This is a genomic window from Saccharopolyspora hirsuta, from assembly GCF_008630535.1.
Lineage (GTDB): Bacteria > Actinomycetota > Actinomycetes > Mycobacteriales > Pseudonocardiaceae > Saccharopolyspora > Saccharopolyspora hirsuta.
Genome location: NZ_VWPH01000005.1, coordinates 304,601 through 317,921 on the forward strand (window position 1 = coordinate 304,601; position 13,321 = coordinate 317,921).

The window sequence follows — 13,321 nt, forward strand, 5'->3', positions numbered from 1 at the left end:
GCTCAGGAGCAGGTGGCCAGCATCTCCTTCAGCGCCTGCTTCTCCTCCTGGGTGACGGTCAGGTCGTAGCCCTTCTTGACCTCGACCCACTTGGTCGCGTAGTCGCACCACGCGGTCTTCTCCGGCTTCCACTGCGACGGGTCCTGGTCGCCCTTGCTGCGGTTGGAGCTGGCGTCGACCGCGACCAGCTGCGGCAGGTCCATGTCGTTGGCGAACTTCTCGCGGCGCGCGTCGTCCCAGGTGTTCGCGCCGCTGCGCCAGGCGTTGGCCAGCGGGACCATGTGGTCGATGTCGATCGCGGAGGCGTCGGTGAGCTGCTGGCCGGTGTACTCCGAGGTCCAGGTGCCCGACACCGACTCGCAGGAGTTGTTGGTCTTGACGTTCACGCCGTCGCGGGCGAGCACCGCTTCCCGGGTGTTGCAGTTCTTCCCGGCCTGCGGCTGGGACGTCCAGTGCTTGAAGCGCTCCCGCGAGTACCCGTCCATCGAACCCGACGGGGCCACCCGCAGCTGTTCGAGCTGGTCAGCGGCCGCGCCCGTGGGCTGGCTGCCGCGGGCGTCGTCCAGCAGGCCGGACTCGAACACCACCCACATCAGGCCGAGCAGCGCCGCCGCCACGACCGACATCCACGCCGACTTCTTCACAGGCAGTTCCGCCTCTCCGGAATTCTCAGTGGTGGTTGCGCTTTGGGGGTGAGGTCGCGTTTTCGGGGTTTCTCGTGGCTAAGTTGCGTCACGGTCCCCTGAGGTGCGGGTGAGCAGCAGTCGGAACCGTGGCCCAGGGGTGGTCATGTCTTCTCCCGGTTTGGTGACGTCTCCGCCATTCGATCATTCGGGGTGGTGGGGGTTCACTCCGCCACGCGGGGAATGTGGCGCGGCACACGGGCGGTTCAGCGGGTCGTCGCGGCCGCTCGGTTGGGGGCGTAGCGGGGCACGTAGCGCAGCAGGAGTCCGGCGCCGAGGAGGCCGAGGGCTCCCATGCCCGCTCCTGCGAGGCCGACGCCGAGCAGGGCGGTCAGGCCGGAGACGGTGAGCGGGCCGACCGCTTGTCCGAAGTCGGCGGTGAAGCGCCAGGCTCCGAGGAACGGGGCCGGGCCCGGCTGCGGGGCGAGGTCGGCGCCGAGGGTCATCAGGATGCCGCTGCTGGTGCCGTTGGCCAGTGCGAGCAGCGCCGCCACGGCGGCGAAGGTGGGCACGTCGGCGACCGCGAACAGCAGGAGGTGGCCGACGGCCAGGCCGACCATGGACGGCACCGCTGCCCAGATCCGCCCGAACCGGTCCATGATCTGGCCCGAGGTGTAGGACAGCGCGAAGTCGATCCCGCCTGCGATGCCGATGATCAGCGCCGTCGTCGACGGCGGGAGCCCGGCCGCCACCGCGACCAGCGGCAGCACCACCATCCGCGACGCCCGCAGTCCGCCGATGAGCGCCGCGCAGGTGCCCATCCGCAGCAGCACTCCCCGATGCCGGACCAGGGTGCTGACCAGTCCCTGGTGCCCGCGCTCGACGTCCTCCGACTCCGCTGTGCCGAGGTCCTTGGTGCACAGCAGCAGGACGACAGTGGCCGCGGCGAAGGCGATGTGCAGCAGGAAAACCGCGCGCTTGTCCGGGGTCACCAGCAGCACGAGCGCGGAGAGGAAGGGGCCGACGAAGTAGCCCGCGCGGAACAGCCCGCCGAGCACGCTCAACGCCCTGGCCCGGTAGCGCAGCGGCACGGTGGTGGTGATGAACGCGTGCCTGGCCAGCGCGAAGACCGCCGTGGCCAGGCCGACGACGAACACACTCGCGCCGAGCATCCACGGGCTGGTCGAGAAGTAGCAGCCGAGCAGCCCCAGCACCGAGACGACCGCGGCGCCGATCATCGCGGTGCGCTCGCCGAGCCGGTGCACCAGCACCCCGCTGGGCACGTCGCCGATCAGCTCGCCGACCATGAGCATCGCGGCGATCAGCCCGAGCACGCCGAGGTTCGCACCCTGGTCGGCGGCGATGAGCGGGATCATCGGGATGATGGCGCCCTCGCCGGTGGCGAACAGCAGGGTCGGTCCGAACGCCGCGAGCGCGACGGTCCGCAGCTCGAAAGGCCGTTCATCCACCCGCAACTTCCGCACCACTCCTCGCCGAGCACACCCGGGCCAGCTCAGCTTGCCAGACCGAACCCGCTCGCCAGGCGAGAGATCCGTCACCGGCAGATCAGATCTGGAGCAGGTCGGCCAGTCGGGCGCGGTGCTGGTCGGGGGTGCCCAGCAGGAGTTCGGAGGTCTTGGCGCGCTTGTAGTACAGGTGCGCGTCGTGCTCCCAGGTGTAGCCGATGCCGCCGTGCAGCTGCACGGTGTCGGCCGCAGCCTGGAAGTTGGCTGGTGAGACGAGGACCTGCACCAGAGCCGCTGCGAGCGGGAGCTCGCCGGGATCGGCGTCGGCCGTCCAGGCCGCGTAGCGCACCGCGGCCTCGGCCTGCTCCACCGCGCTGCACATGTCCGCCAGGCGGTGCTTGACCCCCTGGTAGGAACCGATGGCGCGGCCGAACTGCACCCGGACCTTGGCGTATTCGGCGGTCATCTCCAGCACCCGCGTCATGCCGCCCAGCTGCTCTGCGGACAGCGCGACGGCGGCGAGGTCGCGCACTCGGGCGCGCACCGCATCCGGGTCGGGCGAGGCCAGGAGCTCGGCCGGGGCCGCCGCGAAGTCCAGGTTCGAGAGGCGGCGGGTCGGATCCAGCGCGCGCAGCGGGGTTTTCGCGACGTGCTCGCCGCGCACCCGGAACCACGCCGTGCCCTGCCCGGTCTTGGCCTGCACCAGCACGACGTCGGCGATGTCGCCGGAAACCACGCGCGGCGCGCGCCCGTCCAGCACCCACGAACCGTCGCGCTGCGCCGCGGTCGGCACCGACTCCTGGTCCCACGCCACGGCCGCGACCAGCTCGCCGGAAGCCATCGCGGGCAGCAGTTCCGCGCGGGCCCGCGCATCGTCGAGTTCGAGCAGCACGTCGGTGGCCAGCACCGCGGAGGCCAGGAACGGCACCGGTGCCAGCGCCCGGCCCAGCTCCTCCAGCACCACCGCGCGCTCCGCGTGACCGGCCCCGGAACCGCCGAACTCCTCGGGGACCACCAGACCGGTCAGCCCCAGCTCGGCCGACAACCTCCGCCACAGCTCGGGATCGTGCCCGTCGCCGTCGGCCAGTTCGCGCACCCGCCGCGGCGGCGCGTGCTCGGCGAGGAACTTCCGCACCGCGGACCGCAGTTCCCGCTGCTCCTGGTCCAGCACCAGCTGCATCGCACACTCCTCGGTGACTCGTCCTGCGGTCGCGCGCTCACGGGGTCCGCTGGGTGCCCACCTTCAGCTCGCGGAACGGCACGTCGCGGTCCACCTGGGGCTCCTTGGGCAGACCGAGGATGCGCTCCCCGATGATGTTGCGCTGCACCTGGTTGGAGCCGCCCGCGATGCTCGACGCCGGGGTGGCGTTGATGGCGACGGCCATCTCCTCGGCCGCGGTGTCGCCGTCCTCCCAGGAGGTCAGCGCCGGTCCGGCGATCAGCCCGGCGGTGTCCACGGCCTGCCACAGCAGTTCGGCACCGGCGAGCTTGGCGATCGATCCGCGTGCACCGGGCGGCGAACCGGCTTCCGCCTCCTGCCGCAGCTTGGTGTTGAACAGCGCCAAAGCCCGTTCCCGCGCGTAGATCCCGGCGAGCCGGTCGCGCACCACCGGGTCGTCGGAGCGGTTGCGCCTGCGGGCCAGGTCGACGAGGTTGTCGCAGGACAGCGGGTCGCTGCCGCGCCGGACCGAGCCGCCGATGGAGACCCGCTCGTGGCCGAGCATGGTGACCGCGGCCAGCCACCCGCCGCCGACCTCGCCGATCACCGCATCGGCCGGGATGCGCACGTCGTCGAAGTAGACCTCGTTGAACGGCGCGCGTCCGGTCATGTCCCGCAGCGGGCGGACGGTCACCCCCGGGCTGTGCATGTCCACCACGAACATGGTGATGCCGCGGTGCTTGGGCACGTCCGGGTCGGTCCGGGCCAGCAGCGCGCCGAAGTCCGCGAACTGCGCCCCGGAGGTCCACACCTTCTGCCCGTTGACCACCCAGGAATCACCGTCGCGCACCGCGCGGGTCTGCAGGCTGGCCACGTCCGACCCGGCGCCGGGCTCGGAGAAGAGCTGGCACCAGATCTCGTCGCCGCGCAGCAGCGGCGGGACGTAGCGGGTCTTCTGCTCGTGGCTGCCCAGGTCGAGCAGCGTCGGTCCGCACATGCCCATGCCGACCATGAACGGCGAGCTGGGCAGGTCGTAGTGCCCGGCTTCCTCGTCGTAGACCTGCTGCTCGGCGGCGGTGAGCCCGCGACCGCCGTACTCGGCGGGCCAGGTGATGCCGATCAACCCCGCATCGTAGGCCGCGGCCTGAAACCGCTTGGCGACTCGCAGCTGCTCAGCGGGCTCCAGATCACCGAGCGGCCCGGGCGCGTTGCGGGCCAAGAACTCCCGCACCCGAGCGCGGAACGCTCCCCGCGATTGGCCGTCGTGGCTGCCTTCGGGATCAGAAGTGCTCATGCGATCGCCTCCGGTCGGCGGAAACCGATCAGTCAGCGCTGACTGTAACCGATCGGATGCGCTCCGAACACCCGCATTTTCCGGGAATTCCACTGTGGACATCCTCGGTCCCGGTACTCTGCAGCCGTGGAACGCAGCCGCAACGACCCGCGCACCCGGCAGGAGCGGGCCGCCGACAGCCGCACGCTGATCCTGCAGGCCGCCGTCGACTGCCTGGTCGAGCACGGTTACGCGGGCGCTTCCACGCTGGCCATCCAGGCCAAGGCGGGTGTTTCGAGGGGACGCCTGCTGCACCACTTCCCGTCCCGGGACGAGCTGCTGGTCGCCGCCGCGCAGCACCTCGCCCGAGACCGGCTGGCGCAGACCGAGCTGCGGGTCGCCGAGCAGCTCGCGGGCATGCCCGAGGGGCCCCGCCGGGTCGACCGCTGCATCGACCTGCTGTGGGAGACCTTCCACGAACCGCACTTCTGGGCCGCGATGGAGCTGTGGACCGCCGCCCGGACCAACCCGGCGCTCAGCGCCGCGCTGCGCCCGGAGGAACGGCGGCTGCGCCGGTCCATCCGATCGGTCTCCGACCGGATCTGGGGCCCGCAGGTGTGCAACCACCCCGTCTACCCGCAGCTGCGCGAAATGCTGTTCACCAGCATGCGCGGCGCCGCCCTGGCCTACGCGTTCGAGGACCGCTCCCCCAGCCGCTCGGCGCACCTCGCGGTGTGGAAGTCCATCACCCGGCGGCTGCTCTTCGAGAGCTGACCCGCAGCGGTCGAGGTTGACCGCCAGCGTCGGCCGACGCAGTATGAGGCACGTCACGCCGCTCTCACCGACGAGGTAGCGATGCCAGCACCTGCGCAGTCCGGCCGAGGCATGACCATCAGCGACCAGCTCGCCCGCCACTCCCGCAAGATCCCCGACGAGATCGCGCTGCGCTTCGCGGGCACCAGCCGCAGCTACCGCGAGCTCGACGAGCGCGTCTCCCGGCTGGCCAACGCGCTCGCCGAACGCGGTGTGGCGCAAGGCGATCGCATCGCGGTGCTCGGCCGCAACGGCCTGGAGGTCATCGAGTCCTACCTCGCCGCAGCCCGGTTGGGCGCGATCTGCGTGCCGATCAACTTCCGGCTGGTCGCCGACGAGGTGGCCTACGTCCTCGCCGACAGCGGCACCCGCGCCGTGATCGTCGACGAGCTGTTCACCGACGTGCTGGACAAGGCGGCGGGGTCCGATGTGGACGTCCGGCTGGTCGTCGGGGAATCCGGCGACTACGAGGCGGCGCTGGCCGCGGCCTCGCCCGTCCACGCCGAGATCGCGGTGGACGAGCAGTCCCCGGCGTTCATCATGTACACCTCCGGCACCACCGGCCGCCCCAAGGGCGCGGTGCTCAGCCACCACAACCTGCTGATGCACACGTTCAGCTCGGCGGTGCACCACGGCATCAGCGGCGACGACCAGGTGTGGCTGGTCGGGGTGCCGCTGTTCCACATCGCCGGGGTGTCCGGGATGCTGCCCTACCTGCTGCAGGGCGGCCGGATCGTGGTCGCCCCCTCGGGGCGGTTCGACCCGGCGGAGACCGTCGAGCTGCTGGCGCGGGAGCGGATCACCGCGTGCTTCCTGGTCCCCGCGCAGTGGCAGGCGATCTGCGACCTGCCCGACCTCGGCGCGCACGACCTCTCCGCGCTGCGCCGGATCACCTGGGGCGCCGCGCCCGCGTCCACCACGCTGCTGCGGGCCATGTTCGAGAAGTTCCCGGACGCCGACATCACCACCGCGTTCGGGCAGACCGAGTGCAGCCCGGTGACCACCGTCCTGCGCGCCGAGGACGCGCTGCGCAAGATCGGCTCGGTGGGCACGCCGATGCTCAACGTCGAGGTGCGGATCGTCGACGACGACATGAACGACGTGCCGCCGGGCGAGGTCGGCGAGATCGTCTACCGGGGCCCGACGGTGATGCGGGAGTACTGGGGCAAACCCGCCGAGACCGCCGAGGCGTTCCGCGGCGGCTGGTTCCACTCCGGCGACCTGGTGCGCCAGGACGAGGACGGCTACCTCTACGTGGTGGACCGCAAGAAGGACATGATCATCTCCGGCGGGGAGAACATCTACTGCGCCGAGGTCGAGGACGCGCTGGCGGCGCACCCCAAGGTCGCCGAGGTCGCCCTGATCGGCGTGCCGGACGAGCGCTGGGGCGAGACCCCGCTGGCGGTGATCGGACCGCGCGACCCCGCCGACCCGCCCTCCCCCGGCGACGTCGCGGAGTGGTGCCGCGACCGGCTGGCCGGGTACAAGCGGCCGCGCCGGATCGCCGTGGTCGACGAGCTCCCGCGCAACCCCAGCGGCAAGGTGCTCAAGACCCAGCTGCGCGCCGACCACGCAGCGGGACGGCTCGCCGTCCAGGAATAACGCGCCGCCATCGCAGGAGACCGCGACCCGCGCGAACCAGGTATGCAACTCGTTGCATTGCAACTGCGTGCATAGTACGGTTCCCCGAGAGGTCAGCGCGGGAGGCGAGTCATGGGCGAGTTCCGGACCAGGTTCACCGAGGAGTTCGGGGTCGAGCACCCCATCGTGCAAGGCGGGATGCAGTGGGTCGGGCGGGCCGAGCTCGCCGCCGCCGTCGCCGAGGCCGGAGCGCTCGGCATGATCACCGCGCTCACCCAGCCCACCCCGGAGGACCTGGTCAAGGAGATCGCGCGCTGCCGCGAGCTGACCGACAAGCCGTTCGGCGTCAACGTCACGATCCTGCCGACCATCGCGCCGCCGCCCTACGCCGAGTACCGGCAGGCCATCATCGAGTCCGGCGTCAAGATCGTGGAGACCGCCGGGTCCAACCCGGCCGAGCAGGTCGCCGCCTTCAAACCGGCCGGGGTGAAGGTGCTGCACAAGTGCACCAGCGTTCGGCACGCGCTCAAGGCGCAGAAGCTCGGGGTGGACGCGGTCAGCATCGACGGCTTCGAGTGCGCCGGGCACCCGGGCGAGGACGACGTGCCCGGGTTGGTGCTCATCCCGCGGGCCGCCGACGAGCTGAGCATCCCGATCATCGCCTCCGGCGGGTTCGCCGACGCGCGCGGCCTGGTCGCCGCGCTCGCGCTGGGCGCCGACGGCATCAACATGGGCACCCGGTTCATGTGCACCGCCGAGTCGCCGATCCACGACGAGGTCAAGAAGCGCATCGCCGCGGCCAGCGAGCTGGACACCGAGCTGATCTTCCGGCCGCTGCGCAACACCGCGCGGGTGGCCAGCAACTCAGTCAGCCGGGAGGTGGTGGCCCGGTTGGACGACGGCGCCGCCTTCGAGGACGTGCGCGAGCTGGTCGCCGGTGCGCGCGGGCGGCAGGTCTACGAGCAGGGCGACACCGAGCTGGGCATCTGGAGCGTCGGCATGGTGCAGGGCCTCATCGACGACATCCCCGCCGTCGACGAGCTGGTGCAGCGCATCGTCGGCGAGGCCACCGAGCTCATCCGGGGCCGCCTCGGGGGCCTGCTCACCCGGACCGCGTGATCCGGGCGTCCACTGCGGACTATCGTCGGCACCGGCAGTGCCCACCCGAGCTGAGGAGCCTTCGGTGTCGTTGGAGTACGCGATCCTGGTGTCGCTGCAGGAGCGCGCGGGTTCCGGGTACGAGCTGGCCAGGCGGTTCGACAAGTCGATCGGGTTCTTCTGGGGAGCCAGCCACCAGCAGATCTACCGCAGCCTGAAGCGGATGGTGGAGCTCGGCTGGGTGACCGGCGACGCGGTCGCGCAGGAGAAGCGGCCGGACAAGAAGGTCTACCGGGTCAGCGAGGCCGGTGCCGCCGAACTGGCCCGCTGGCTCGCCGAACCCGCCGACCCGCCGACCGTGCGCAACGAGCTGTCGGTGAAGATCCGCGGCGCCTCCTACGGCGAGGTGGCCCAGGTCCTCGCCGAGGTCGGCCGCCACCGCCGCCTGCACGCCGAGCGCCTGGCGATCTACCGGGCGATCGAGCAGCGCGACTTCCCGGACCCGACCCGGCTGTCCGGCCAGTCCCTGCACCAGTTCCTGGTGCTGCGCGGCGGGATCCGCACCGAGCAGTCGATGGTCGACTGGTGCGACGAGGTCATCGGCGCGCTCGAGGACGACAGCAGCGCCTGACCCGGCCGCTCAATCCCGCTGCGCCTGGCGCTGTTCCGCGACCAGGCCGTTCATGTCGCGCAGGAAGCGGCGGATCGCGTCGCGGTCGCTCGCTCGGTAGCCGCGCATCCTGCCGACGGCCCGGTCGATGAGCGGGCCGAAGAACGACCAGCCGAGTTTGACGGCCTGCTCCGCCACGACCAGCCGCACCCGCCGCCGGTCCGCCGGGTCCTTCTCCCGCCGGACGTGGCCGCGCTGTTCGAGCCGGTCGACCAGCGCGGTGACCGCGGCGGAGTTCAGCCCGAGCTGCTCCCCCAGCTTCCCCGGCGTCGCGGTCTCCCCGGCCCGGTGCGCGTCCAGCAGGGCGATCAGCGCGCGCAGGTCGGTGGGGTGCAGGTCGTTGGCACCGGCGAACTCCGCGGCCAGCAGGTCCAGTTCGACGGTGACCGCGCGCAGCAGGTGGACCAGTTCCAGTTCGTCCTCCACGTCGACCATGTTAATCTCTCGATCATCGAGATGCTCGACGAGTGAGGTGAACATGGGGTTCCGGGACCTGGCGGACGCCGCGGACTTCTTCACCGCCTACGACACCGCGTTCGCGCACTGGCCGATCCCGGTCGAAGCCCGCGATCTCGACTCCGCCCGCGGCACCACCCGCGTCCACCTCTGCGGCAACCCCGGCGGACGGCCGCTGGTCCTGCTGCCCGGCGGCGGCGCGACCTCGGCGATCTGGGCGGCCAACGTCGAAGCGCTCGGCGAAACCCACCGCATCCACGCCGTCGACCTGCTCGGGGAGGCCGGGCGCAGCGCGGCGCGCGGGACGGCGGTGCGCAACGTCGACGACCTGATGTCCTGGCTGGACGACCTCTTCGACCAGCTCGGCCTGGAATCGGCGGACCTGTGCGGGCATTCCTACGGCGCCTGGATCGCGCTGCACCACGCCGTGCGCTCACCGCGCGTGCGCCGCCTCGCCCTGCTGGACCCGACGGGCTGCTTCACCAAGTGGAACCCCCGGTACCTGCTGCGCGCCCTGCCAACGCTGCTGCGCCCGAGTCCCCGTCGGACGCGCGACTTCCTGCGGTGGGAGACCGGCGGCGCGGCGTTCGACCCCGCGCAGCTGGAGCTGCTGGCCCGCGCGGCGACGTTCCGGCGGGAGAGGGTGATCAGCGGCCCCGGACCCGATCCCACCCGGCTGTCGGCGCCCACGCTCGTCGTGGGCGCGGCGAGGTCGAAGGTGCACGACGCCGATCGGCTCATCGCGGAGGCGCGTCGCGCGATTCCGGCCGTCCGCACCGAAGTGCTGCCGTGCACCAGCCACCACGCGATTCCCTGGCACGACGCCGAACGCCTCAACGCCGTGCTGGCCGACTTCCTGAGCTGAGTGCGCGAGGGGCGCCCGCGGGCGCCCCTCGCTCTGCGGTTCACCAGATCTCGGCGACCCACTCCGGGTGGTCGATGAACGGGTTCCGGTTGTGCTGGAACTGGTCGAAGATGACCTGGTTGCGGCGCTGCTCCGCGGCGTCCGGCGGGTCCTGCTCGTGCCACTGCTTGAGCACCGAGACCCGGCCGATGTGCGGGGCGCTGCCGTTGCCGACCTCGTCGTTGACCTCCAGGTCGGCGAAGCCGTCGTCACCCTCGTAGCGGACCGACATGTAGAAGATCATCCGGGCGACGTCGCCCTTGACCTCGTCGCGCGGCTCCCACGAGTCGCCGTCGGTGAAGTTGCCGGGCGCCTCGGCGACCTCGTCGCCGCCCATGTCGAAGTCCTTGCTGCCGCGCTCGGAGTTGACCGAGACGTCGGTCGGGCGCAGGTGGTGGACGTCGGTGCCGGGACCGGGCGCGGTGCCGAAGTCGCCGTGCGACTTGGCCCAGACGTGCTCGCGGTTCCAGTCGTCGGCGTCGCCGCCGTTGGAGTCCTTGCTCTGCGACCGGCCGGTGTAGAGCAGGACCACGTTGTTGGTGTTGTTCGGGTCCTCGTCGGTGACCTTGAGCGCGTCCCACACCTCGTCGTAGCTCAACGTGGTGGTGCCGCTGCTGATGATCTGGTGCAGCGCGGCCTCGAGCTCCGGGCCGGTCTTGCCGATCGCGTCCTGGTAGTAGTCGTCGGCGGTGGACGCGGCCGCGGACGGTACCGGGATCGCCACCAGGGCGATGCCGAATAACAGGGATAACGACTTCAATCGGGTGGTCTTCATCGGTGTTGGTCCTCTCCCCGTGGGCAACCGGGGGAAGCGTGCCACACCGACGATCACCATTGGGTGAACCAATTGGGGGAGCCCGATGTCGGACAGTGATCAAGTTCGCGAACGCCGGATGGCACCGAACCCGGCGAACACCTCGCAAACTGGGAAAACGTCCGGGAACCGGGCGGTCACCCGCGGTTCCGGCGCGGCCACCAAACGGAAACAACGGGAATAGTCAGCGCCAGCAGCAGCGCCGGGAGCAGGAAGCCCAGCGCCGGGTCGTACCGGTAGAGCCCGGTGAACGCTGCGGGGGAAGCCGACATCCCCAGGAAGCGCAGCGCGGAGACCACCGAGATGACCCCGCCGCCGGAGGACCCGCCGACGAGCACCGTCGCGTTGATGCCGACCAGCACCAGCTGCGCGCAGATCCCGCCGACGGCCCAGGCCAGCGCCACCACCGGCAGCCAGTCGGCCAGCCCGATCGACCCGACCGCGACCGCCGCGACCAGCAGTCCCGCGACCACCACCGCGCGCGGCCCGAACCGGTCCACCGCCCCACCGGTCAGCCGGGCCGTGACCGCCCCGGCGATGCCGAAACCGGTCAGCACCAGGCCCCGGGCGCCGGGGCTCAGCGCGAAGGCGTCGTCGAGCCGGAAGGAGACCAGGAACGGCAGACCGGCCAGCGCCGCCCAGGCGACGAACGCCACCCCGCCCACCAGCAGCACCGGCGAGCGCCAGGCCTCGCGCAACGCGGCCGGGCGTCGCTGCTGGTCGCCGGGCTCGTCAGCGGGCAGCGGGCCGACCGCGAGCACCGCCGCCACCGCGGCCAGCCCGACGAAGGCCCACTGCCAGGCCCCTTCCGCGGCCACCCCGCCGACCAGCGGCGCCGTGGTCTGGCCGATCGCCTGCATCGCGCCGTAGGTGCCCAGCGCCCGGCCGAGCCGGTCCTTCGGCGTCACGGCGGCGAGCTTGGCCAGCAGCAGCGGTGTCGTGAAGGCGTTCGCGACGCCCTGCAACCCGCGGCTGACCTGGAACAGCCAGAACCACGGCGCCACCGCCGCGAGCAGCGCGGCCAGCACGTAGGCCACGTAGGCGACCCGGATGCTGCGCGCCATCCCCCAGCGCTCGCCGAGGCTCCCGGACACCAGCATGACGAACGCGAACGGCAGCAGGTAGGCCGTCAGCGAGGTCGCCGCGGTCGCCTGCGAGACGGCGAAGCTCCGCCCCAGCTCCGGCAGCATCGCCGACACCACGCCACCGCCGAACGGCCCCAGCAGACCGCCCACGTACAGCGGGATCCGGGAGTTCACCGCGCGGGAACCCCGCCAGCGACCCGTCCGCGCATACCCCAAACCTTTCGCCGAGCGAACTACCCACCGGCAGTGGATCACACCGCGCCGGCGAAGTCGAGCGACCCCCGCCGCACGTCACAGCCGCGCCAGCTGCGGGGCCACCTCCGCGGCGAAGAGTTCCAGCGATTCGGCGACCAGCGGGAAGGGCATGCCGCCGATCTGCGGGCCGAAGATCATCAGGTCGTGGCCGTAGCGCTCGCGGTAGGTGCCGACCTTGTCGACGATCTCCTGGGGGCTCCCGGCGAACAGCCCGCCGTCGGTGATGTTGCGCTCCAGCGTCGCCCCCACCGGTTCGTCGCCGACGCCGCCGCGGTCGCGCGTGGGGTCGCGGTCGGTCCACAGCGCCTCGTAGTAGGGCCGCAACACCTCGCGCGCCTGCTGGGACGTCTTGGCCGCGAACAGCGCCCCGCCCGAACCGACCCGGGCCAGCGCCGGGTCGCGACCGTGGAGCTCCCACTGCCGCCGGTAGTGGTCGATCAGCCTGCCGTAGTTCTCCATGGGCTGGATGGCGTTGGCCACGAAGATCGGATCGCCGTGCCGCGCCGCGAGCTCCGGCGAGGCGAGGCTGGTGGCCACGCCGTGCCACACCCGCGGCGGCGTCTGCAGCGGACGCGGCAGGCTGGTGACGCCGTCCAGGGAGCGGAACCGGCCGCGGAAGGTGACGTCCTCCTCCCGCCACAACCGGCGCAGCACCTCGTAGTGCTCGGCCTGCAGCTCCCACTGCTGCGCGCGGTCGTAGCCGAACATGGTGTAGGGGTCGGGGGAATTGCCCTTGCCGACGATCAGCTCCAACCGGCCGTGCGACAGGTGGTCCAGGGTGGCGTAGTCCTCGGCCACCCGCAGCGGGTCGAGCGTGCTCAGCAGGGTCACGGTGGTGATCAGCCGGATGCGGCTGGTCCGGGCCGCGATGGCCGCCAGCACCACCGGCGGCGCGCTGGCCACCGTCCGGCCCGCGTGGTGCTCGCCGAAGCCGAAGTAGTCCAGGCCCGCGTCCTCGGCCAGCTCGGCCAAGCGCACGATGTCGTCGAAGTGCCGGGTGGTCGGCACCGTCGCACCGGTGACCGGATCCGGCTGCGTGCTGCCCAGGCTCAGAACGCCCAACTGCACGACCGCGCACCTCCTCGGCGGCCCACCGGCCGCACGTGTCGGAAATGTCCACTCAG

Annotated in this window: 13 protein-coding genes; 5 read left to right on the forward strand and 8 right to left on the reverse strand. The window is 71.7% G+C overall.

Annotated features, from left to right (window positions below; genetic code table 11):
- Window positions 1-2: 2 nt before the first annotated feature.
- The 4 genes from F1721_RS35045 to F1721_RS12310 all read right to left on the reverse strand — a co-directional run bounded on the left by F1721_RS35045 (window position 3) and on the right by F1721_RS12310 (window position 4,542).
- On the reverse strand, window positions 3-644 hold the full coding sequence (locus F1721_RS35045) for an HNH endonuclease family protein (RefSeq protein ID WP_246154726.1): 642 nt from the start codon (window positions 642-644) through the stop codon (window positions 3-5).
- A gap of 245 nt (window positions 645-889) precedes the next feature.
- Window positions 890-2,092 (reverse strand): MFS transporter, encoded by a 1,203-nt coding sequence (locus tag F1721_RS12300; RefSeq protein WP_211840440.1) that lies wholly within the window; start codon window positions 2,090-2,092, stop codon window positions 890-892.
- Between the two features lie 97 nt (window positions 2,093-2,189).
- Complete coding sequence (locus F1721_RS12305) at window positions 2,190-3,269, reverse strand: acyl-CoA dehydrogenase family protein (RefSeq protein ID WP_150066756.1); 1,080 nt, start codon at window positions 3,267-3,269, stop codon at window positions 2,190-2,192.
- Window positions 3,270-3,306: 37 nt separating this feature from the next.
- Window positions 3,307-4,542, reverse strand: a complete 1,236-nt coding sequence (locus F1721_RS12310) for an acyl-CoA dehydrogenase family protein (protein WP_150066757.1) — start codon at window positions 4,540-4,542, stop codon at window positions 3,307-3,309.
- 126 nt (window positions 4,543-4,668) lie between these two features.
- Between F1721_RS12310 and F1721_RS12315 the strand changes: the two genes are divergently transcribed.
- The 4 genes from F1721_RS12315 (at window position 4,669) to F1721_RS12330 (ending at window position 8,644) form a co-directional block, all read left to right on the forward strand.
- The gene (locus F1721_RS12315) at window positions 4,669-5,295 is read left to right on the forward strand and encodes a TetR/AcrR family transcriptional regulator (protein WP_150066758.1); all 627 of its coding nucleotides are present in this window, start codon (window positions 4,669-4,671) and stop codon (window positions 5,293-5,295) included.
- Between the two features lie 81 nt (window positions 5,296-5,376).
- Entirely contained in the window at window positions 5,377-6,936 is a 1,560-nt protein-coding gene (locus F1721_RS12320) for a long-chain-fatty-acid--CoA ligase (protein ID WP_246154728.1), read from the forward strand.
- 111 nt (window positions 6,937-7,047) lie between these two features.
- Window positions 7,048-8,034 carry an NAD(P)H-dependent flavin oxidoreductase gene (locus F1721_RS12325; protein WP_150066759.1) on the forward strand — a complete coding sequence of 329 codons (987 nt, stop codon included), beginning with the start codon at window positions 7,048-7,050 and terminating at the stop codon, window positions 8,032-8,034.
- Between the two features lie 64 nt (window positions 8,035-8,098).
- Complete coding sequence (locus F1721_RS12330) at window positions 8,099-8,644, forward strand: PadR family transcriptional regulator (RefSeq protein ID WP_150066760.1); 546 nt, start codon at window positions 8,099-8,101, stop codon at window positions 8,642-8,644.
- Between the two features lie 9 nt (window positions 8,645-8,653).
- On the opposite strand, the gene F1721_RS12335 is transcribed toward F1721_RS12330, so the two are convergent.
- Complete coding sequence (locus F1721_RS12335) at window positions 8,654-9,109, reverse strand: MarR family winged helix-turn-helix transcriptional regulator (RefSeq protein WP_211840441.1); 456 nt, start codon at window positions 9,107-9,109, stop codon at window positions 8,654-8,656.
- A 52-nt stretch (window positions 9,110-9,161) separates the two neighbouring features.
- Between F1721_RS12335 and F1721_RS12340 the strand changes: the two genes are divergently transcribed.
- A complete protein-coding gene (locus tag F1721_RS12340) occupies window positions 9,162-10,004 on the forward strand; it encodes an alpha/beta fold hydrolase (RefSeq protein ID WP_150066762.1) in 843 nt (280 codons plus the stop codon).
- Window positions 10,005-10,044: 40 nt separating this feature from the next.
- On the opposite strand, the gene F1721_RS12345 is transcribed toward F1721_RS12340, so the two are convergent.
- From F1721_RS12345 to F1721_RS12355, 3 genes are all read right to left on the reverse strand, one after another.
- Window positions 10,045-10,818, reverse strand: a complete 774-nt coding sequence (locus tag F1721_RS12345; RefSeq protein WP_150066763.1) for an endonuclease I family protein — start codon at window positions 10,816-10,818, stop codon at window positions 10,045-10,047.
- A gap of 176 nt (window positions 10,819-10,994) precedes the next feature.
- Window positions 10,995-12,116 (reverse strand): MFS transporter, encoded by a 1,122-nt coding sequence (locus F1721_RS12350; protein WP_150066764.1) that lies wholly within the window; start codon window positions 12,114-12,116, stop codon window positions 10,995-10,997.
- Window positions 12,117-12,233: 117 nt separating this feature from the next.
- On the reverse strand, window positions 12,234-13,265 hold the full coding sequence (locus F1721_RS12355) for an LLM class flavin-dependent oxidoreductase (RefSeq protein WP_150066765.1): 1,032 nt from the start codon (window positions 13,263-13,265) through the stop codon (window positions 12,234-12,236).
- Between the last annotated feature and the right edge of the window lie 56 nt (window positions 13,266-13,321).